This is a genomic window from Mesorhizobium tamadayense (assembly GCF_003863365.1).
In the GTDB taxonomy this organism is placed as follows: domain Bacteria; phylum Pseudomonadota; class Alphaproteobacteria; order Rhizobiales; family Rhizobiaceae; genus Mesorhizobium; species Mesorhizobium tamadayense.
Map to the genome: position 1 here is coordinate 29,592 of NZ_RQXT01000010.1, position 19,529 is coordinate 49,120.

The window sequence follows — 19,529 nt, forward strand, 5'->3', positions numbered from 1 at the left end:
CTTGAACGCTCAAGCGGGAGACGCGTAACATCGCACCGCTCACACTTGAGTCTGTTTCATTCGTCCGGGCTAATGTCCGGATCTGTTTGGATATTTCCCTTTGCATACGGATGCAAACAGCAGCGCGCCGGAGCGCGGCAAATCCTTTGCCCACGTGGCGGAAGCCTCTTGGGGAAAGGGTCTCAGCACCCTGCTCCGTATCATGCGCATGACACTGCGCCATCCCTGGCAGGTGGCGATCACCATCGTTTCGACCTTCATTGCCGCGACGCTGCAGCTTCTCATTCCACGCTTGCTGGGGCGCGCCATCGATCAGGCGCAAGGCGTGATGGCTGAGAGTGCCGGCACTGCCGCGCAGCACGCGCTTTGGAACACCGCCCTGACGCTGCTGGTCGTCAGCGTGCTGCGCGGCCTCTTCACCATGGCGCAGAACTACTATGGCGAGGCCGTCGGCCATCAGACCGGCTATGAGCTGCGCCTGGCTTTCTACGAGAAGATCCAGCGCCTGAGCTTTGCCTTCCACGACCGGGTCCACACCGGCGATCTGATCACGCTCGGACTGCTCGATCTCGACGGCGTGCGCATGTTCTTTTCCACCGGCGTCTTGCGCGTGGTCCTGCTCGGCGTGCTGATCGGCGTCGGCGCCTATCTGCTGATCAGCACGGATCTCGCGCTCGGGCTGCTCAGCCTGAGCTTCGTGCCGTTCGTCGCCTGGCGATCCTCCGTCACCCAGTTGAGACTGCGCAGCACCTGGCTGACCCTGCAACAGCGACTATCGGTGCTGAGCCGGGTCATGGACGAGAACCTCGGCGGCATCCGCGTCGTGCGCGCTTTCGCGGCGCAACGCCATGAGCTGGAGAAATTCGACCGCGCCAAACGCGATGCGCTGGACCTCGCCAAGGAGCGCGTCGATATCCGCGTCAGCAACACCAGCGCCATGAACTTCTCGTTCCTGGCGGCCATGGGCCTCGTGCTCTGGTTCGGCGGCCAGAAGGTGATGTCGGGTCAAATCAGTGTCGGAACCCTGGCACAGTTCCTCACTTTCATGACCATCCTGCAGATGCCGGTGCGCCAGCTCGGCCTGATGGTCAACTCGTTCGCACGCGCCTCGACCTGCGGCACGCGGCTGTTCGAGCTGCTCGACACCGAGCTCGACATCAAGGACGCGCCGGGCGCCAGGGAACTCGTCGTCACCGAAGGCGTGCTGCGCTTCGAGAATGTCGGCTTCCATTATGCGGGTTCAGGCGGCCGGCCAACGCTTTCCGGCATTTCCTTCGAAGCAAGGCCTGGCCAGACGATCGGCATTGTCGGCGCGCCGGGCAGCGGCAAATCGACCATCGCGCATTTGATCCCGCGTTTCTACGATGTGAGCTCGGGCACTATCGACATCGACGGCCAGGACATCCGGGAAGTCACGCTGCAATCGTTGCGCAAGGCGGTGGGCGTCGTGCAGCAGGACGCGTTCCTGTTCACGACCTCGATCGAGAACAACATTGCCTACGGCAACCCCTGGGCGCGCGAGACCCGCATCGGCCAGGCCGCCGAGTATGCCCAGCTGCACAACTACATCATCGGACTTCCAGCCGGCTACATCACGATCGTCGGCGAACGCGGCGCGTCGCTCTCCGGCGGCCAGCGGCAGCGCCTGACCATCGCCCGCACCCTGATGCTGCGGCCTTCGGTGCTGGTCTTCGACGATTCCACCGCGGCCATCGATGCCGGCACCGAACAGCGCATCCGGGCGGCGATGAAGCGCTTCGCCAAGGATCGCGTGACGCTCATTATCTCGCACCGGCTGAGCTCGCTGATGCATGCCGACCAGATCCTGTTCATGGAGGGCGGCAGGATTGTCGAGCGCGGCACGCATGAGGAGCTGCTGGCCTTGGGCGGACGCTACCGCGCGCTCTACGACCTGCAGCTGCGGCCCGACGATGACAGGCCCGCCGCACTTGGAGCCGCGTGATGTCTGACCCGCGCGACGACGAGAAGGAAGACACCAGCGGGCGACCGGCAAAGGCGGTCGTCGGCTCGCATCGCGATGAGGAAGAGGTTTTCGGCAAGGCCTACGATCGGCGCATCGTGCGGCGCATCTGGAGTTTCGTGCGGCCATACCGGACCCGGATTTTCATCTCGGTCGCCGCGGTGCTGGCGTTCACGCTGACGCAATTGGCGATCCCGCTGATCATCCGCTATGCCATCGACCACGGCATGGCGACGGGCAGGCTGGACCGGTCGGTGATGGCCTGGGCGACCGTTGCTTTCGCGGCAGTCATCCTTGTGAACTACGCGGCCAGCTATGTTCAGGAGAGAGTCGTCGGCAAGGTGGCCGAGAATGTGCTCTCCGACCTGCGCCGCGCCATGTTCGGCCATCTGCAGCGGGTCTCGTTGAGCTTCATGGACAAGACCGAGGTCGGCCGGCTGATGTCGCGCCTGCAGGGCGACGTCAATTCGATGCAGGAATTCCTCGAAACCTCGGTCATGTCGGTGGGCGACATCGTCTTGCTGTTGGGCATCGTCAGCGTGCTGCTCTGGCTCGATTTCCGGCTCGGCCTGCTGACGCTGTCGACCATGCCTATGCTGTTCATCGTTCGCCTGTTCTGGCTGCCGCGCGCCAAGGTCGCCTTCATGGCCGCGCATGAAACCAACTCGATCGCCAACGGGGCGCTGGCCGAAGGCATTCACGGCGTGCGCACCGTGCAAAGCCTCGAGCGCCAGCACGTCAATTTTGAGCTCTATGACGAGAAGGTGCTGGCCAATCTCAATGCCCATCTGAGGTCGGCCAAATACGCGCAGGTGATGGTGCCGATCGTCGACACGCTGACCGGTATCGCCATGGCGACCGTCATCGTCGTCGGCGGTTCGATGGTGCTGTCGCACGGCCTCGACGTCGGCGTCATGGTGGCGTTCCTGTTCTACATCCAGCGCTTCTTCGATCCGATCCGCTCGCTCACCATGCAGTACAGCGTCATGCAGCGCGCCATGGCCTCGGGACAGCGCATCTCCGAAGTGCTCGACGTGCCGGTGGACGTTGCCGACAGGCAAGGCGCGGTGGCGCTGTCGCGCGACATGGACGGCTCGGTCGAGTTCAGGAACGTCACCTTCGGCTACCGGCAGAACCAGCCGGTGCTGAAGAATGTCAGCTTCCGCGTCAATCCGGGCGAAACGGTAGCGCTTGTCGGCCCGACCGGCTCGGGCAAGTCGAGCTCCATGGCGCTGGCGCACCGCTTCTACGACGTTTGGGCGGGTCAGGTGCTGGTCGGCGGGCACGATGTGCGCGACCTGACGCAGGATTCGCTCGGCGAACAGATGGCGATGGTCCTGCAGGAGCCGTTCCTGTTTTCCGGAACGGTGCTGGAGAACATCCGCTACCACAAGACCGGAGCAACCCGCGAGCAGGTGGTCCGCGCCGCGAAGGCTGTCGGCGCGCACGACTTCATCGAACAGTTGCCTGACGGCTATGACACCGAGCTCGAGCAGCGCGGCGGCAATCTCTCGCTCGGCCAGCGGCAGTTGATCAGCTTCGCGCGGGCGCTGGTGGCCGACGCCAGGATCCTTGTGCTCGACGAGGCCACGGCCAGCATCGATTCCTACACCGAGATGCTGATCCAGAAGGCGCTGGTAAAACTGCTGGAAGGCCGGACCGGCCTGGTCATCGCCCACCGGCTGGCCACCATCCGCGGCGCCGACCGCATCATCGTGCTGCAGAACGGCGAGATCGTCGAAAGCGGCAACCACGAGCAATTGATGCAACGAAAAGGCCTCTACGCCCGCCTCTACAACATGAACTACGCCTCGTTCGACGACATTTCCGAGGAGGAGATGGGAATGGACGCCGCGGCCGGCAAAGCGACGTGACCGTCCAGGAAATCGACGGTACCGTTCGCTGGGCTTTTGTCTTGTTTTTGTTTGATTTTTCTGTCCCGACAGCGCATTTGAATCGCCACAAACCCGTTGCATAACCTCCCTGCCAGCTGCAGCGACGAAGCTCAGTCGCAGCCTCAGAACCGGCTGGAACGCTCTTCAGGTTGAGGCGACTTCAGACCGTGGCAAGAGCATTCGGGGTCGGCAGGAAGTCGTGCGGCGGTCTTCAGCGCGACCAGTGAGGCCGTCATGGAGAGCGTCGGCAAGATGTCCTCCTGCAACAATTTCTGGCGGTTTCGGTCCATATAGTCGTTGAAGCCTGCCGTTACGAACGCGCATGGCACGAAACATGCGCCAATTTCGCGCGACAAGGTAGCCTCAGGGGCTATCGAATGGTTGAGTACATCTGCCCCCATGCCCCGATACGCCAAGGCTTCGGCTGGGGTTGTCAGTCGCGGCCCATAACAATGGGCAGCCACCAACTGCTGTTCGATGCCATGAACGCGGCATTCGGCCGGCCAATGACGGCGGGCCGTTTCGACCAGAACCGCCGCACATCTTGGACATACGATCTGCTTGCCCGAGCAATCAAAGCTCTGGCGGTCGGGAAGCAGTGAAAAAGGGGTCTGCGTGAGTTCGATGATATCGGCGGTCACCACCATGTCTCCGGGCTGGATCGCCTTGTTGACGGCGCCAACGGTCGAGCAGGCGAGGACTTGTCTTACACCCGCCTTCATCAATACCCAGAACGCGCGGCGGTGGCAGGAATGGTCGATACGGTCGCGGGGATTGCCGTGCGAATACATGCACAACGCACGTTTCGTTCTACCTTCGGCGGTAATCGACGCATCGAACTCGAGCAGCTTCCAGTTGTCGGTGCGACCGAAAGGCGTTTCAAAACTCATGTCGCGCCGCAACGTGCGCACACCGTCGAATCCGACATCTTCCGGGAAGGCAAGCCCCCAGTTTGCTGACCCGGTGATGATGGCCAATCCTACCTGAGGTATGTCCGTTGATGGAACCGCCGGAGCACCGGCTGCGTGACGATTTGTAGGCATGTTTCCAGTCTCGGTCAGGATTTTTGGCGTAAGGTCACGATTAAGACGACGACCACAACAATAGCGGTCCACAATGTCGAGATCGCCGCAATGGTCGGATCGATCTGATCGCGCAGTGACAGGAACATGAGCTTCGGCATCGTGCTGTTGCGACCACTTGAGATGAAGATCGAAATCACAGACTCATCGAGCGACGTCAGGAACGCCATCAATGTCGCCGACAACAAACTGAGCTGAAGTTGCGGAACAATTATTCCGCCAATAGCTCTGGCCCAGTTCGCACCGAGGCTACGAGCCGCCTGAACCTGGTTCCAGTCAAAGCGAGCCAAGGCGGGCAACAACACAATGCACGCCACCGGAACGGCCAGCACTACATGTCCGACCAGCACACCGAACAAAGTTCCGACTAAACGTTGTGCCGCCAGCACAAAAAAGAGGCCGATCGCAAGTAGGATTCCTGGGGTGATCGAGGGGGTGAGCAAGATGCTCTGGATAGTCGTTGCGGTCTTCCCGCCTAGCCGATTCATTGAGATGCAGGCAAGGAGCGCAAAAGGCACCGCGATCAGCGCCGTCAATGTCCCAAGGATCAGGCTCGTCCTGAGTGCAGCCATCCACGTTGCCGAGCCGAAGAAGTTCTCGTACCAACGCAACGAGTACGCGTTCGGCGGAAACTCGAGGAGATTCGACGCCGAGAAGGACAGCGGCACCACCACGAGCGTCGGCAACATCAGAAATGCCATTGCAAGAGCAGCAAAGCTCCAGAGGAGAATGCGGGCTAGTGTGTTGTGCGGATAGGCCTCAAGCATGGGGGGCATCAACTGTGTTCTGGGCCAGCAGGCGCCGAGCCGCCAGCAACATCACACCTATCAGCGCCATCAGAACGAGGAGCAGAATGCCCAAGACGCTCGCCGACCCCCAATCCTGAAAGGTCGTTAGCGTACGCTCGATCCGGGTAGAGAGAGGATTTACCCTGCCGCCGCCAAGCACCGCCGGCGTGATGAAGAAACCTATCGTGTAGATGAGAACGATGATCGAACCCGAGAAGATGCCGCCCGCCGAAAGTGGCATTATGACGGTGCGGATGACCTGCCCGAGTGTGGCTCCCATGCTCGCTCCCGCGCGAATGAGGTTTGGGTCGATATCGCGCATCGCGGCATAAACGGGCAGCAGAAAGAGCGGCAGCATGTAGTGAACCATGCCGATGAGCGTTCCCGTGAAGTTATAGACCAGCGGCAAAGGCTCCGCTGTCAGGCCCGAACCAGTCAAAGCCGCGTTGATCAGGCCATCACGCCGCAAGAGCACGAGCCAGCCATAAGTGCGCACCAGGATAGCGGTCCACAATGGCAGCATGACGAAGGCCATCAGTACGTTGGCCACCCTTGGTCTGGCGCTGGCCAAAGCGAGTGCCAGCGGGGTGCCGAGAAGAATGCAGATCGCCAGCGTGCCGAGGGACAGTTCAAGGGTTGTGACGAGCGCCGACCATGTCAGTCCGCTCGAAAGGACCTTCTGGTAATTGCCGACGGTGTACTCACCCCCGGTGGTCAGGAAGGATTGCCGGATGATCCAAAGGATGGGCAGTATCGCCGCCAGCCCAACGATGAAAAGCGCCGGGAGCGAAAGCGAAAGGAAGAACCGCCGCTCGCGTCGCGCATCTGCGGCGAGCGCAGTATCCACAGTGACGGTCACGCTGTCGCTCCCGGTATCGCGTGAACCTTCGCTGCTGGTGCATATGCGGTCACCCGCTGACCGGTGGCAAGCTCGGCACAGCCGCCGGCCAGCGCTGACGGAATGCAGACAAGAACCTCTTGCCCACTGTCAAGCGCCAGCGTCAAAAGCCAGTTTTCGCCGCGAAACGCCTTGGCGCGTAGCATTCCTTCGAGAGCCACACCGTCTCGCCCGACAAGCTTTGCATCAAGATGGAAGCTTTCGGCGCGAATCATCAGAGTTTCGCGTGACGCTTCGGCGCCATCGATCCTGCGCGCCGAGCCTGGGGCCACAATGTTAGCCTCGCCCATGAACTCCGCGACGAAGCGGGTCGATGGACGATCATAAATCCGCTGCGGCGTATCGATCTGTTGGATGCGGCCGGAGTTCATCACTGCAATCCGGTCAGACATAATCAGCGCTTCGCGCTGGTCATGGGTCACGTAGATTGTGGTGATCCCCAGATCATCGTGCAGACGCCGGATCTCGTACTGCATGGTTTCGCGCAGATTCTTGTCGAGCGCCGACAGCGGCTCGTCCATCAGCATCACGCGTGGTTCGAAGACGATCGCCCGGGCCAATGCCACCCGTTGGCGCTGGCCGCCGGATAGTGCGGCAACATTGCGCTCCGCCAGACCATCCAGCTTCACGCGGGCCAGGGTGGCAAGCGCCCGCTGACGCGCCTCCGCTCTCGGCGTCTTGCGCAGCGCCAGCGGATACGTGACATTGGCCAGGACATTCATGTGGGGAAACAAGGCGTAATTCTGGAATACTATGCCGATGTCCCGTTTGTTGGGCGCCAGGCGAGTGATGTCCCGATTGCCCAATAAGAGTTTACCGGAATCCGGCCGGACAAATCCGGCCAGAGCCATGAGTAACGTGGTCTTGCCCGATCCCGATGGCCCTAGCAGCGTGAGGAATTCGCCAGCTTGAATGTCGAGCGAAACATCATCCAGTGCGACGTAGGTCCCGTAAGCCTTGCTGACGCTGTCGATGGTGATCGGGAGCGACTTCATCATCTGCTCCAGCCTTACAGCTGAGACTCAGCGGGCCATCATCTCATCGAAGGCTTTTTGGGCAGCCTCGCCGTTTTTGACCCACCATTCTGAATTCGAAAACACCGAAGTGCCAGCATTTTCAGGCGCGGTCGCAAGCGTCTTCAGACGGTCCTCAGGAATAAGGCCACCCTCATATGCCGCAGGATTGACCGGGCCGTAGGCAATGAAATCGGTCAGCTTCGCAACGCGCGCGGGCTGCGTCATCGCTGCGATGAGCTTCATGGCGGCTTCCTTGTTCGGCGCTCCCTTCGGCACCCCAAGGCAGTCCGTGCCGATGACCGAACCCTTGAACGTGTAGTCAGCCGCGCCGCCATCTGCTTTCACGGTTTGGGCCCGTCCGTTCCAGGTAATGACCAAATCCGCCTCGCCGTCCTTCAGCAACTGCGCGGACTGAGCTCCCGAGGTCCACCACACGGCGACATTTGGTTTGATTGCTTCAAGCCGCTTGATGGCGCGCTCTAGCCCTTCCGGCGTGCTGAGCACGGAATAGACGTCCGCCGGTGCCACGCCATCGGAGAGAAGCGCGATCTCGATCGAGTCTTGCGCATTGGCGCGCAACGCGCGACGGCCCGAGAATTTGGCAACGTCCCAGAATTCCGCCCAGGTCTTCGGCGGGTTCTCGCCATAGGTCTTGGTGTTCCACGACATGACGGTGCCATAGGAATCGAACGGATAGCAGTAGTCGGACTTTGCGCCGTCCGGCACGGATTTGGGATCGATGATCTTGTAGTCGAGGGGCTCCAGCAGCGATTGTGCGGCCGCCTGGGCGCCTTCCGGTGAGCCCAGGTGAATGACGTCGGTCGTGACTGCACCCGAAGTGACCTGCATCTTCAGGGCAGCCAGGCCGTCGCTCAGGGTCTCCTCGCGGATATCATAGCCGAGCTCTTTTGCAGCCGGGCCCCACATGGCTTCCTTCATGGCGTTGCCATAATCGCCACCCGCTGTCGTGATGGTGACTGTTTGAGCATGAACGGGCAAGGCAGCAGAGATTGCAAATGCTGCTAAGGAAATGCGTAGCCAGGACATAGGTTCTCCTCCCAAGATTCATCAAAATATCGCTCAAACGAGCCATTTTTTTCAAATCGTAACGTTACGATTGCATCCAAATGCCTTTAGAGTCAAGCTGCTTCCAGCGGGAGCTTGGATTGACCGTGATGTCGAATCCGGTAACGGTTATGACGCTCAGCAAAATCAGCCGGCGCTTTAGCAAATGAAGTCGGGCGACAATGGCCAATCTAAAGCAGATCGCGGCGGAACTTTCCCTCTCGGTGACCACGGTATCCCGCGCTCTGAAGGATGGGCCGGAAGTGCATCCGTCGACCATAGCGCGCGTCAAGGAGGCCGCGAAGCGGGTCGGCTATTTACCAAACCATCATGGTCGTGCGCTCAAAACCGGTCGAACGCTGACGCTGACGGCAGTGCTGCCGATGGAGACACGAGACCATGTGTCCGATCTTTTGAAGCTCCCTTTAATCGAAGGCATGACGCTGGCGGCGCGGCAAGCCGGTTATAGTCTGTCGATCTATTCCACCACGCCCGATGACGATCCCATCGAGAGTGTGCAGCGGCAGCTTCAGGCGCGTAGCACAGACGGACTGATCATCACGCGCCTGGTGTCGGCTGATCCGCGCGTCAAGCTGCTGCTGGATGAACGCATGCCATTCGTCGCGTTTGGAAGAACCGACCTGGATGTCGCGTATCCTTATGTTGATGTCGACAATGAACAGATTGCCTACGAGGCGACCCGACGGCTCATGGATAAGGGCTGTCGACGCATTGCGCTGCAACTTCTCGTTCCGGAGGATCAGGCGAGTGCCATGCGTCTTTCCGGGTATGGAAGGGCAATGGCCGAGGCCGGTATTCCGATCGACCAATCGCTGATCGGTCATGGCATGTTCACCATGGAATCGAGCGCGGCCTGGTTTGATCGCTTACTGGCTTGGTCAGATCCCCCTACAGGCTTGGCATGCGCCAACGAACTGGGCCTTCTAGGGGCGTTACACGCTCTTGGCAGAAGAGGTCTTAAGGCGGGGAGCGACGTCCACATTGTCACTCGTGACAGCACGCGGCTGGCACGCTTCCTGCCGGCGAAGATTGGAGTTCATTCCGTGGACATGGCGGGTGTCGGACGCAAACTTATCGAGATCCTGGAGAGCCGGATCGCCAATCCGCATGGGCCAGTGGAGACAGTCTTATTCAAAGGTGAGTTCGACCCTGGCGAGTAGTCGGTCCCGGCGCCTCATTCATAGATGGAACGCAGCCTGTCGAGGTTGCTCGAAAGCCGCCAAACGGCTTGTCTCACCAACTGATCGCATCAACTGCTTTTGGTGTGGTCTCCACAGACACGCCACGACGGAAGGGATCAACAATGCTCCACGGCACCAACCTCGTTTCGGGGCGGAAGGCGCTGGCGGCCGATGGTACCGTTGGCTGGGATCGAACCAGCGACCTCCGGATCCACAATCCGGCGCTCTAACCAGCTGAGCTACAACGGCACATCCGCCTGAGCGCAAACCGAGGAGAAATCATTCTCCGCGTCCGCTCTGTCATCGGCGATGCGTCCAATACGGGCTATCGGAGTCTAATTCAAGGCCTTTGATTAGGCAAAGATCGGATGAGCGAGCCCGCTCAATTCCGAGTGGGCAAAAGAAAAGGCCGGCGGGAGGAGGTGCCGGCCTTTTCCTGTTACGAGCCAGCGGGAGGAGGAGCTGGCTGGTCACCCCGGAGAGCAAAGGGAGGAGGTTTCACACTCCGGGTATTCGTTTGATCAATTCGTCGCACATCTATTTGTCTGATGAAATGCGACGTTTTGATGCATCGTTGAGTTGCGCCTGAATATCAGGCCGCCTTGATGTCCTTGAACGCCTTTTCGAAAGCGGTCTTCACCGGCTTCGAGACGTCCTCGACCGCCTTGGAAGCGACGGCCTGAAAGTCCTTGGCCTGCTCGACGGCCATCTCGGCGCCCTTGCGCAGGAAGGCGGTCTGCAGCTCGACGACTTCCGACAGCGTCTTGGCGCCGACCAGGGCTTCGAGATGCGAGAAGTTGGCCTCGGCATTGGCGCGCAGGATGGCGATGGTCTTCAGCGAGACATCGCCGGAAACGGTCTTGGCGGTCTCGTAGGTCGACTCCAGAACCTTCTGGGTCTCCTCGGCGCCGGTCTTCAGCTTGGCATAGGCCTCTTTCGACTGCTCAACGCCCTTTTCGGCGAAGGCGCGGATCTGGTCGGTGGCCTTGGAGGCGTCGAAGCTCGGGAATTCCACGTTCTCGATGGTCTCAGAAGTCTTGGTGGTCGTCTTAGACATTTTCCAACCTTTCAGCGGCAGCGGCTTTGACAGAAAGCCGTCTCGTTCATGTATGATGGCAATATAAAGGCATTTTTTGTGCATTGCAATATCTTTGTTGCACTGCACCATAAAAATCGCCCTGCCATTAACCACGAGCCCAGAGATTTCGGTCGTTGCACGGCATGGCTTGTGGACCTTCGCCCCGTACGCTTTTATTAACAAAGCGTTAACAGAAACGCCCGATTCCGGAGGGTTCGCCAGCGCATGCCGCCTGAAAACTACTCCTTCCTCGACGTCGCCGTGCTCGACGCGGTGCGCCAGCGCTTCGCCGCCGGCGACGCGCTGGCCATATTGTCGGCCGACCTCGAGCAGGTGATCTGGGCCAACGGGCCAGGTGCTGCGGTGTTCGGCTATCCGGATATCGAGGCCATCATCGGCGCCTCGGCGCGGCTGCCGCTGATCGCCAGGCGGCAGATCATGGCGACCAGCGGCTTTCCGGAAATCGGCACCGACCGCGCCGTCACTGTTAGGCTGGCGACCGGCATGGTGAGCCGCGCCGTCGGGTTGCTCGCCAGCGCGGTGACGATGCCGGACGGCGAAAGGGCGATCATGCTGGCGATGCCTGCGGCGCAGACCGGCTCGCGCAGCGCTGCCGAAATCGCCAGCCGCGCCATCGGCGGCCTCACCGAGGCCGGACATTTCATCGCCTTCGTCGACGCCCAAGGCCATGTCGAGGCCGCTTCGGAGGGTTTTGCGGCGCTCGGCATCAGGCCGGAGACGTTGGCTGCCTTGGTCGCGGACGTGGCGAGCGCGGAGGACCGTATCGTCAAGCGGCTTGTTCCGGGCGCAAGCACCTCCTACCCGGCCGGCTTTGCACGATTGACCGACGCGCGCCATCTCCTGGTGGTGATCGACGAAGACCAGCTCGACGGCCAGCAGGACGACCAGCCTGACGGCGATCGCGCGGCAGCGCCGGAAAGCGCGCCCACCATCTCCGAAGACAAGAGTACCGCCGCTGAAGCCGAGCCGGCCCGGGAGAACGATACCCGGGCCCCGGCGGTGACAGCGCGTGAAAAGGCGGACACGGTCCCGGCGACGGCTGCGGACGGCGCCCAGCCGACGGAAAAAACCGCGCCCAGGGCCGACCATCCACCGGATGCTGCCGAGGCAGGCAGGCAGGCAGCCGATGCCGGCCCCGCTCAGCATGACCATTGGTATTTCAACGCCGGCGGCGACGATGTGAGACGGCCGGAGACGCCGGCACAGGCCAAACCGACGGACGCCGCGGCCGAAAGCCGGCAGGATATCGCCGAAACGGCGGCGGCAGAGCCGACCGCGGCCCGCAACATCGACCGTTCGGCGCCGCCGCTGCGTTTCGTCTGGCGCACTGATGCCGAAGGCAGGTTCAGCGCGCTGTCGCCGGAATTCGCCGACATTGTCGGCAAGGCGGCCGCCGATGTGATCGGCCGCCGCTTCAGGGACGTCGCCACCACTTTCGGTCTCGACGCATCGGGCGAGATCGCCACCCTGCTCGAACGGCGCGATACCTGGTCCGGGCGCTCGGTGCTTTGGCCGGTGGCCGGCACGGACCTGAAGATCCCGGTCGATCTTGCGGCGCTGCCGGTCTATGGCCGCAGCCGCGCCTTCGAGGGATTTCGCGGCTTCGGCGTCGCGCGCAGCGCCGACGCGGTTGTCGACCCGGAAGCGCTCGGCAAGGCGCTTGTGCCCAACGGCGCCGCACCGACCGAATCCGAACCTGCAGCCGAGCAACCGGCGACCGAGCCACCGAAGCCTGCCGACCCGTTCCTGGGCGAAGTGCCGGCGCTGACGATCGTGCCGAAGCCGGAGCGGCGCTATGCCGACAAGGTGATCCGGCTGGCCGAGCACAGGCAGCCAGCCAATGACAAGCAGCCGGGAACCGGCAAGCCGGGAAGCGATAAGCCAGGAAGCGAGAGGGGCCTGTCGATCCTCGAGCGCAGCGCCTTTCGCGAGATCGGCGAGCGGCTGCGGAAGGACAGTTCCAGCCCGGCCGAGCCGCCGGCCGGCAGCACGGAAAAGCAAGCCGATGCGACTTCAGCCGCCGACAAGGCCGGTGCCGGAGCCGAGCAACCGAAGGCCAGCGAGAGGACGGCCGGCGAATCCGATCTGACGGCGCCTCAACGGACCGGGCAGGGGCCCACCGCGCGCGACGATAACGAAACGCGGGCCGAGGCCATCGAAACGGCGGAGGCGGAGACCGAGGCGGAAGATCAGAAGGACCTGGCTCGGCTCGACGGCATCGACGACGCTTCCGAGGCGGCCGTTGGGGAAGACGAGACGCCACCCGCGTCCGGTTCGCTGCTCAACTATGCCGCGAGCCAAGCGCCGCATCCAGAGACCCGCCAAACCAAAGCGACGGATAAGGGGGCCGAGCCGAAGGATGAACGGCCGGCCGAGGCGCCTGCCGCTGACGCAGGCGCAGATGACGACAGCATGACCGCCGACGATTTTCGCGATGCGCAAGACAGCGAGGACTGGGCCGGCTCCGACAGCGCCCTGCCCGAAGCTGGACAGCCCGCCGAGCCGAAAGCGGCGCCGCCGGAACGGCCGCGCCTCAAGGCGCCGACGCTCAAGCTTGAAGGCTTCGTGCCGTCGGCTTTCTCCACCGGGGAGGAAGGCAGGGCGCCCGATACCTCCATCCTCGCCAGGCTGCCTGTGCCGCTGCTCATCCATTCCGGCGATGTGCTGCATTATGCCAATGAGGCGTTCCTCGAGCTCACCGGCTACGACGCGCTGAAAGACCTCGCCGATGCCGGCGGGCTCGGCGCGCTGTTCGCCGACCATTACGCCGACGGTGGCGAGGCCGACGAAAGCGACCGTTCCTTGAAGCTTCAGACTCGCCAGGGCCAGGAATTCCCGATCGATGCGCTCCTGCGTTCCGTGCCGTGGCGCGGCGGCAAGGCGCTGATGCTGGTGGTGCGCCGCTCGGGCGAGGACGAGGCGCCCGCGGCGCATTTCAGCGCCGCGAATGACGAGCCGAGCCAGCAGCCGGATGTTTCCGAGCTGAAGTCGCGCATCGCCGAAATGCGCACCATCATCGACACCGCCACCGACGGCGTGGTGCTGATCGGCCGCGACGGCAATATCCGTTCGATCAGCCGGCCGGCGGAGGCGCTGTTCGGCTTCGACAGCGACGAGATCGCAGGCAAGCCCTTTGCCTCGCTGTTCGCCATAGAGAGCCAGCGCGCGGCGCGCGACTATCTCGCCGGCCTTTCCGAACCAGGTGTGGCGAGCGTCCTCAACGACGGGCGCGAGGTCATCGGCCGCGAGGCGCAGGGGCGCTTCATCCCGCTGTTCATGACCATCGGCAGCCTGCCCAACGAAAGCGGCTTCTGTGCCGTCGTGCGCGACATCACGCAGTGGAAACGGGCCGAGGAAGACCTTACCCAGGCCCGCGCCGTGGCCGAGCGCGCCTCCTCGCAGAAGACGGATTTCCTCGCCCGCATCAGCCATGAGATCCGTACGCCGCTCAACGCCATCATCGGTTTTTCCGAACTGATGGTGGACGAGAAGTTCGGCCCGGTCGCCAACGACCGCTACCGCGACTACCTGCGCGACATCAACCGCTCCGGCAATCACGTGCTCGACCTCGTCAACGACCTGCTCGACATCTCCAAGATCGAAGCCGGCCAGCAGGAGATGGCCTACGAGGCCGTGTCGCTCAACGACACGCTGGCCGAAACGGTGGCGATGATGCAGCCGCAGGCCAACCGTGAGCGCGTCATCATCCGCTCGAGCTTCGCCTCACGGCTGCCGGAAGTGGTGGCGGACTTGAGAAGCGTGCGCCAGATCGCGCTGAACATCCTGTCCAATGCCATCCGCTACACGCAGGCCGGCGGACAGGTGATCGTGTCCACCGCCTACGAGGCCTCCGGCGACGTCGTCATGCGCGTGCGCGACACCGGCATCGGCATGACCCCGGCTGAGGTCGAGCAGGCGCTGAAGCCGTTCAAGCAGATCAATGCGCTGAAACGCGGGCGCGGCGACGGCACCGGCCTCGGGCTGCCGCTGACCAAGGCGATGGTGGAGGCCAATCGTGCCCGCTTCACCATCGCCTCGACGCCCGGCGAAGGCACGCTGGTCGAGATCGCCTTCCCCTCGACGCGGGTGCTGGCCGAATAATTCCGGCCGGCGCTCGCGGCTTCGGAAAAGAAAAAAGGCGTCCAGTGGACGCCTTGAAAGATGGGATTGCTGTCACAACGGGGACTTGAGCGAATCTGATCCTCAGGGGACGAGGAACGGGATTTCTCCCTCAAGTTAGACGCGACTATCGGCGCCGTCCCTTAACAAGTCCTTACCGGCGCCTGAAAAAATTTACGAATGTGTACCACTCGTGAAATCTAGGTAAATTCGGCCGAAACTATTCCTTAACCATGCCGGGTTGGCCTAATCCGCCAGTTCCGGCAGGTTCCTGAACAGCTCCAGCGCCTCGGGATTGGCGAGCGCTTCCTTGTTCTTGACGGCGCGGCCGTGGACCACGTCGCGCACGGCAAGCTCGGTGATCTTGCCGGATTTTGTCCTTGGAATGTCGGTGACGGCAACGATCTTGGCCGGCACATGGCGGGGGCTGGCGCCGCTGCGGATCCGGGCGCGGATGCGCTTTTCCAGATCCTCGTCGAGGCTCACCCCGGCGGCCAGCCGCACGAACAGCACGACACGCACGTCATTGTCGAAATCCTGGCCGATGCAGAGCGCCTCCAGGATCTCCGGCATCTGCTCGACCTGGTTGTAGATCTCGGCCGTGCCTATCCTCACCCCGCCCGGATTGAGCGTGGCGTCGGAGCGGCCGTGGATGATCATGCCGCCACGGACCGTCCATTCGGCGAAGTCGCCATGGCACCAGATATTGTCGAAACGCTCGAAATAGGCCGCGTGATACTTCTTGCCTTCCGGGTCGTTCCAGAAGCCGATCGGCATCGACGGGAAGGCTTTCGTGCAGACGAGCTCGCCCTTCTCCTGCCACACCGGCTTGCCGTCGTCGTCCCAGACATCGACCGCCAGGCCGAGGCCGGGTCCCTGGATCTCTCCCGTCCAGACCGGCTCCGTCGGCACACCCAGCACGAAGCAGGAAACGATATCGGTGCCGCCGGAGATCGAGGCCAGATGCACGTCCTTCTTGATGCCGTCATAGACAAAGCGGAAATCCTCCGGCGACAGCGGCGAACCGGTGGACGAGATGGTGCGCACGCTTTCGAGGTCATGGCTCTTGATGGGCTTCAGCCCTGCCTTGCGCACGGAATCGATGAATTTCGCCGAGGTGCCGAAATAGGTCATCTTCTCGGCATCGGCGAAATCGAACAGCGCATTGCCGTCGGGATAGAAGGGCGAGCCGTCATAAAGCAGAAGCGTCGCCCCCGAGGCGAGGCCCGAGACTAGCCAGTTCCACATCATCCAGCCGCAGGTGGTGAAGTAGAAGAAGCGGTCGCCGTCGAGCAGGCCGGCGTGCAGCCGCTGTTCCTTGACGTGCTGGATCAGCGTGCCGCCGGCCGAGTGCACGATGCATTTCGGGATTCCGGTCGTGCCGGAGGAGAACAGGATGTAGAGCGGGTGCGAGAACGGCAGCCGCTCGAAGGCGAGCGTCCTGGCGGCGAAGGGCGAAAGTGCTTCTTCCAGCGCCACTGCCTTGTCGATGGTGGCGGCGACATCGGAGGACGTACCCAAATAATCGACGATCAGAACCTTGCGCACGGTCGCGAGCTTCTGGGCCGCCGCCCGGACCTTGTCGGCGACCTCGATGGCCTTGCCGTTGTACCAGTAACCGTCGGGCGCGATGAAGACGACCGGCTCGATCTGGCCAAAGCGGTCGAGCACGCCCTGTTCGCCGAAATCGGGCGAGCAGGAGGACCAGACCGCGCCGATCGAGGCCGCAGCAAGCATCGCGGCGACGGTCTCGGGCATGTTGGGCATCATGGCGGCGATGCGGTCGCCCTGCTTGACCCCAAGCGACAGGAAGAGCTGCTGCAGGCGCGAGGTGAGCGCATGAAGCTCATTCCACGACAGCCGGCGCTCGACCTTGTCCTCGCCGCGAAAGACGATTGCAAGCCCGCCGCCGGTCTTCTTCAGGAGGTTCTCGGCGAAATTGAGTTTCGCGTCCGGAAAGAAGGCCGCGCCCGGCATCTTGTCGCCATCGACCAGAGCCCGCTCGCCCTTGTCGCCGACAAGCCCGCAAAAATCCCAGACCAGGCTCCAGAACGCCCCGCGATCGTCGATCGACCAGCGGTGGAGCTCGGCGTAGCTGGAGAAAGCCTCGCCTGACTTCGCAGCGGCAGCCTTCATGAAGGCGGTCATCGGCGCGGAGGCGATCTGGTCCTGCGTCGGCGTCCATAAGGGGGTGTCGGCGGCCATCATCGTTCCTCCCAAAGCGCGTCGCGATTGCGGCAGTTAAGCCTGATGTCGCCTACGTCGTTGTCCCAAAACCGGCGTGGCGTTTGCGGGCCGGACGGGTCTATCGCTTATGCATACCGCAACGCAGCAGAGCAAGATTTTGTTGGAATGGCCGGCAAAGACGCGCCCCAAACGCCATCGCAGGGCCATAAAGACTTGAAAAGCGTCAGCGCTCGGTTACACCCGTCGGACGATTTGTCGGCAATGGGAACATACGGGGCGAAATGCGATCATCTTTGATCCGGCGAGGGGTATGGGTGATCGGCGTCGCAGTGTTGATCATCGCGCTTGCCCTCGCCGCGCTGCCGCTGATTGCCTCGACCCGCATCGTGCGCGACCGCATCGCCTGGGAGTTGAGCGCCTGGAGCGGCTTCCGGGTCACGATAGACGGTTCGCCGCGCATCGAGGTGTGGCCGAACTTCCGGGCAATCCTCAGCGATGTGACGCTGTCGCAATGGACAGAAACCGACACGCCGCCGGTGGTCGAAGCCGAGCGCGTCGAAGTAGACCTCTCCGCCATGGCCGCCTTGCAGGGCGACGTCCAATTCTCGACGGCAAGGCTGGTGCGGCCGACCATCAGGGTCGAGCGCACGGCGAGCGGCCTCTATCTGCCGCCGCGGCCGACCGGCGGCCGCATCACGCGCTCGATCGACACGGCGCGCGGTGTGGTCACCGCGAACCCGCAAAAGCCCGATCTCGGCAGACTGCCTTCCGATCCGTTCGGCACCGTCGAGTTCCGCGACGGCCGCGTCGTGACCACGGCGGGCGGCAAGGACATCGAGATCCTGAGCAGCCTCAGCGGCCAGGTCAACTGGGCGGCCATGAACAGCGAAGCCACGCTCACGGCGACCGGTATCTGGCGCGGCGAGAGCGTGCAGATCGATTTTTCCTCGGCGAGACCGCTTGTGCTGTTTGCCGGAGGCACCGCGCCCGTCACGCTTGCCTTCAAGGCTGCGCCCGGGACGCTCTCCTTCGACGGCGTGGCATCCATGTCGGAGAACGCCTATTTGGATGGGCAGGCCAAATTCGCCGCTCCTTCGCTGCGGCGCCTGCTTGAATGGTCGCAGGCCGGCATCGCGCCTGGCGCCGCGATCGGATCTGTCTCGGTCGCGAGCAAGGTGACGGCGTCGGCGGGACGAGCGAAATTCGAGAACACGACAGTGGCGCTGGACAACAACCCCGGCATGGGAGCGCTGGACTTTTCGTTCAGCGAGGCCCTGCCCGTCATTTCCGGCACGCTTGCCTTCGACACGCTCGATCTGCGATCGTTCCTTTCCGCCTTCACGCCGATCGCTCCCGCCGGCGAAGCAGGCCCCGGCGAGATCGACACCAGCTTCGCCGACAAGATCAACCTCGATCTTAGGTTGTCGGCCGCGCACGCCAGCGTCGGCCCGATACAGCTCGCCGACGTCGCCGCGACCGCGCAGGTCAAGAACGGGCTTGCCGTCTTCGACATCTCCGACGCCTCGGCCTTTAACGGCAACATCCAGAGCAGCCTGCGTTTCGACCGCAAGCCGGATGGCACCCAGGTCGAATTGCGGCTTTTGGCGTCGGACGTCGACACCGGCGCCTTCGCCACCGCGGCGGGGATGACGCGGCTGGTGCCGGCCGGCACCGGAACCGTCTCGGTCATCCTCAAGGGGCCGGGCAAGGCCTGGGACTCGATCTTCGAGAACGCCGACGGATCCTTCTCGGCAACGTTCGGGCCGGGCTCGCTCAACGGGCTCAACCTGCCTGCCTTTCTCAAGCGCAACGAACAGGGCGGATTCTTCGCCCTCGACGACGTCGCCGACGGTTCGCTGCCGATCGACGGCGCCGAGATCAAGGCGAGCATCTCGAAAGGCGTGGCGCGGCTGGACAAGGCCGAGGTCAATGCACAGAAGTACAAGATCTGGCTTTCCGGCATCGCCTCCTATACCGGGCGCGGGCTGGCGCTCTCCGGCGGCATCATCCCGAACGGACAGCCTCCGCAACAGCAGCTGGCCAACAACGGCCAGGCCGCCAACCCTGCACCCCCAGCACCGAACCAGTCGTTGTTCTTCGTCGGCGGCAATTGGAGCACGCCGTTCATCTCGCCGATCAGCCGCGGCGTTTCGGGCCAATAAAGCAATTTCCTGCAAAAAGCGCGCAGCGGCTTTCC

The 19,529-nt window shown here is 62.8% G+C and carries 12 protein-coding genes and 1 tRNA gene; 5 read left to right on the plus strand and 8 right to left on the minus strand.

Annotated features, from left to right (window positions below; all coding sequences use genetic code 11):
- Positions 1 to 100: 100 nt before the first annotated feature.
- Positions 101 to 1,963, plus strand: coding sequence for an ABC transporter ATP-binding protein (locus tag EH240_RS10645; RefSeq protein ID WP_124997913.1), 1,863 nt, complete (start codon positions 101 to 103; stop codon positions 1,961 to 1,963).
- Positions 1,963 to 3,855: an ABC transporter ATP-binding protein gene (locus EH240_RS10650; protein ID WP_124997915.1), complete on the plus strand. Its 1,893-nt coding sequence runs from the start codon at positions 1,963 to 1,965 to the stop codon at positions 3,853 to 3,855. Before EH240_RS10645 ends, EH240_RS10650 begins: the two co-directional genes overlap by 1 nt.
- A gap of 143 nt (positions 3,856 to 3,998) precedes the next feature.
- On the opposite strand, the gene EH240_RS10655 is transcribed toward EH240_RS10650, so the two are convergent.
- The 5 genes from EH240_RS10655 to EH240_RS10675 form a co-directional block, all read right to left on the minus strand.
- A complete protein-coding gene (locus EH240_RS10655; RefSeq protein ID WP_245435924.1) occupies positions 3,999 to 4,853 on the minus strand; it encodes a phosphorylase family protein in 855 nt (284 codons plus the stop codon).
- A gap of 80 nt (positions 4,854 to 4,933) precedes the next feature.
- The gene (locus EH240_RS10660; RefSeq protein WP_124997918.1) at positions 4,934 to 5,725 is read right to left on the minus strand and encodes an ABC transporter permease; all 792 of its coding nucleotides are present in this window, start codon (positions 5,723 to 5,725) and stop codon (positions 4,934 to 4,936) included.
- Entirely contained in the window at positions 5,718 to 6,605 is an 888-nt protein-coding gene (locus tag EH240_RS10665) for an ABC transporter permease (protein ID WP_124997920.1), read from the minus strand. The genes EH240_RS10660 and EH240_RS10665 overlap by 8 nt, the downstream gene beginning before the upstream one ends.
- Positions 6,602 to 7,639 (minus strand): ABC transporter ATP-binding protein, encoded by a 1,038-nt coding sequence (locus EH240_RS10670; protein ID WP_124998148.1) that lies wholly within the window; start codon positions 7,637 to 7,639, stop codon positions 6,602 to 6,604. Before EH240_RS10670 ends, EH240_RS10665 begins: the two co-directional genes overlap by 4 nt.
- A 27-nt stretch (positions 7,640 to 7,666) precedes the next feature.
- Positions 7,667 to 8,707 carry an ABC transporter substrate-binding protein gene (locus EH240_RS10675; RefSeq protein WP_124997922.1) on the minus strand — a complete coding sequence of 347 codons (1,041 nt, stop codon included), beginning with the start codon at positions 8,705 to 8,707 and terminating at the stop codon, positions 7,667 to 7,669.
- 200 nt (positions 8,708 to 8,907) lie between these two features.
- Between EH240_RS10675 and EH240_RS10680 the strand changes: the two genes are divergently transcribed.
- Positions 8,908 to 9,906 carry a LacI family DNA-binding transcriptional regulator gene (locus EH240_RS10680; RefSeq protein WP_124997924.1) on the plus strand — a complete coding sequence of 333 codons (999 nt, stop codon included), beginning with the start codon at positions 8,908 to 8,910 and terminating at the stop codon, positions 9,904 to 9,906.
- 193 nt (positions 9,907 to 10,099) lie between these two features.
- Here the strand turns inward: EH240_RS10680 and EH240_RS10685 are convergent.
- Positions 10,100 to 10,176, minus strand: a tRNA-His gene (locus EH240_RS10685).
- A gap of 343 nt (positions 10,177 to 10,519) precedes the next feature.
- Positions 10,520 to 10,984, minus strand: coding sequence for a phasin (locus EH240_RS10690; protein WP_124997926.1), 465 nt, complete (start codon positions 10,982 to 10,984; stop codon positions 10,520 to 10,522).
- A gap of 246 nt (positions 10,985 to 11,230) precedes the next feature.
- On the opposite strand from EH240_RS10690, the gene EH240_RS10695 reads away from it, so the two are divergent.
- Positions 11,231 to 15,127 (plus strand): PAS domain S-box protein, encoded by a 3,897-nt coding sequence (locus EH240_RS10695; RefSeq protein WP_124997929.1) that lies wholly within the window; start codon positions 11,231 to 11,233, stop codon positions 15,125 to 15,127.
- A 264-nt stretch (positions 15,128 to 15,391) separates the two neighbouring features.
- On the opposite strand, the gene EH240_RS10700 is transcribed toward EH240_RS10695, so the two are convergent.
- Positions 15,392 to 17,350: an acetoacetate--CoA ligase gene (locus EH240_RS10700; protein ID WP_124997931.1), complete on the minus strand. Its 1,959-nt coding sequence runs from the start codon at positions 17,348 to 17,350 to the stop codon at positions 15,392 to 15,394.
- 263 nt (positions 17,351 to 17,613) lie between these two features.
- Here EH240_RS10700 and EH240_RS10705 point away from each other — a divergent pair, with 263 nt between their 5' ends.
- The gene (locus EH240_RS10705) at positions 17,614 to 19,494 is read left to right on the plus strand and encodes an AsmA family protein (RefSeq protein WP_124997933.1); all 1,881 of its coding nucleotides are present in this window, start codon (positions 17,614 to 17,616) and stop codon (positions 19,492 to 19,494) included.
- The last annotated feature ends 35 nt before the right edge of the window (positions 19,495 to 19,529 follow it).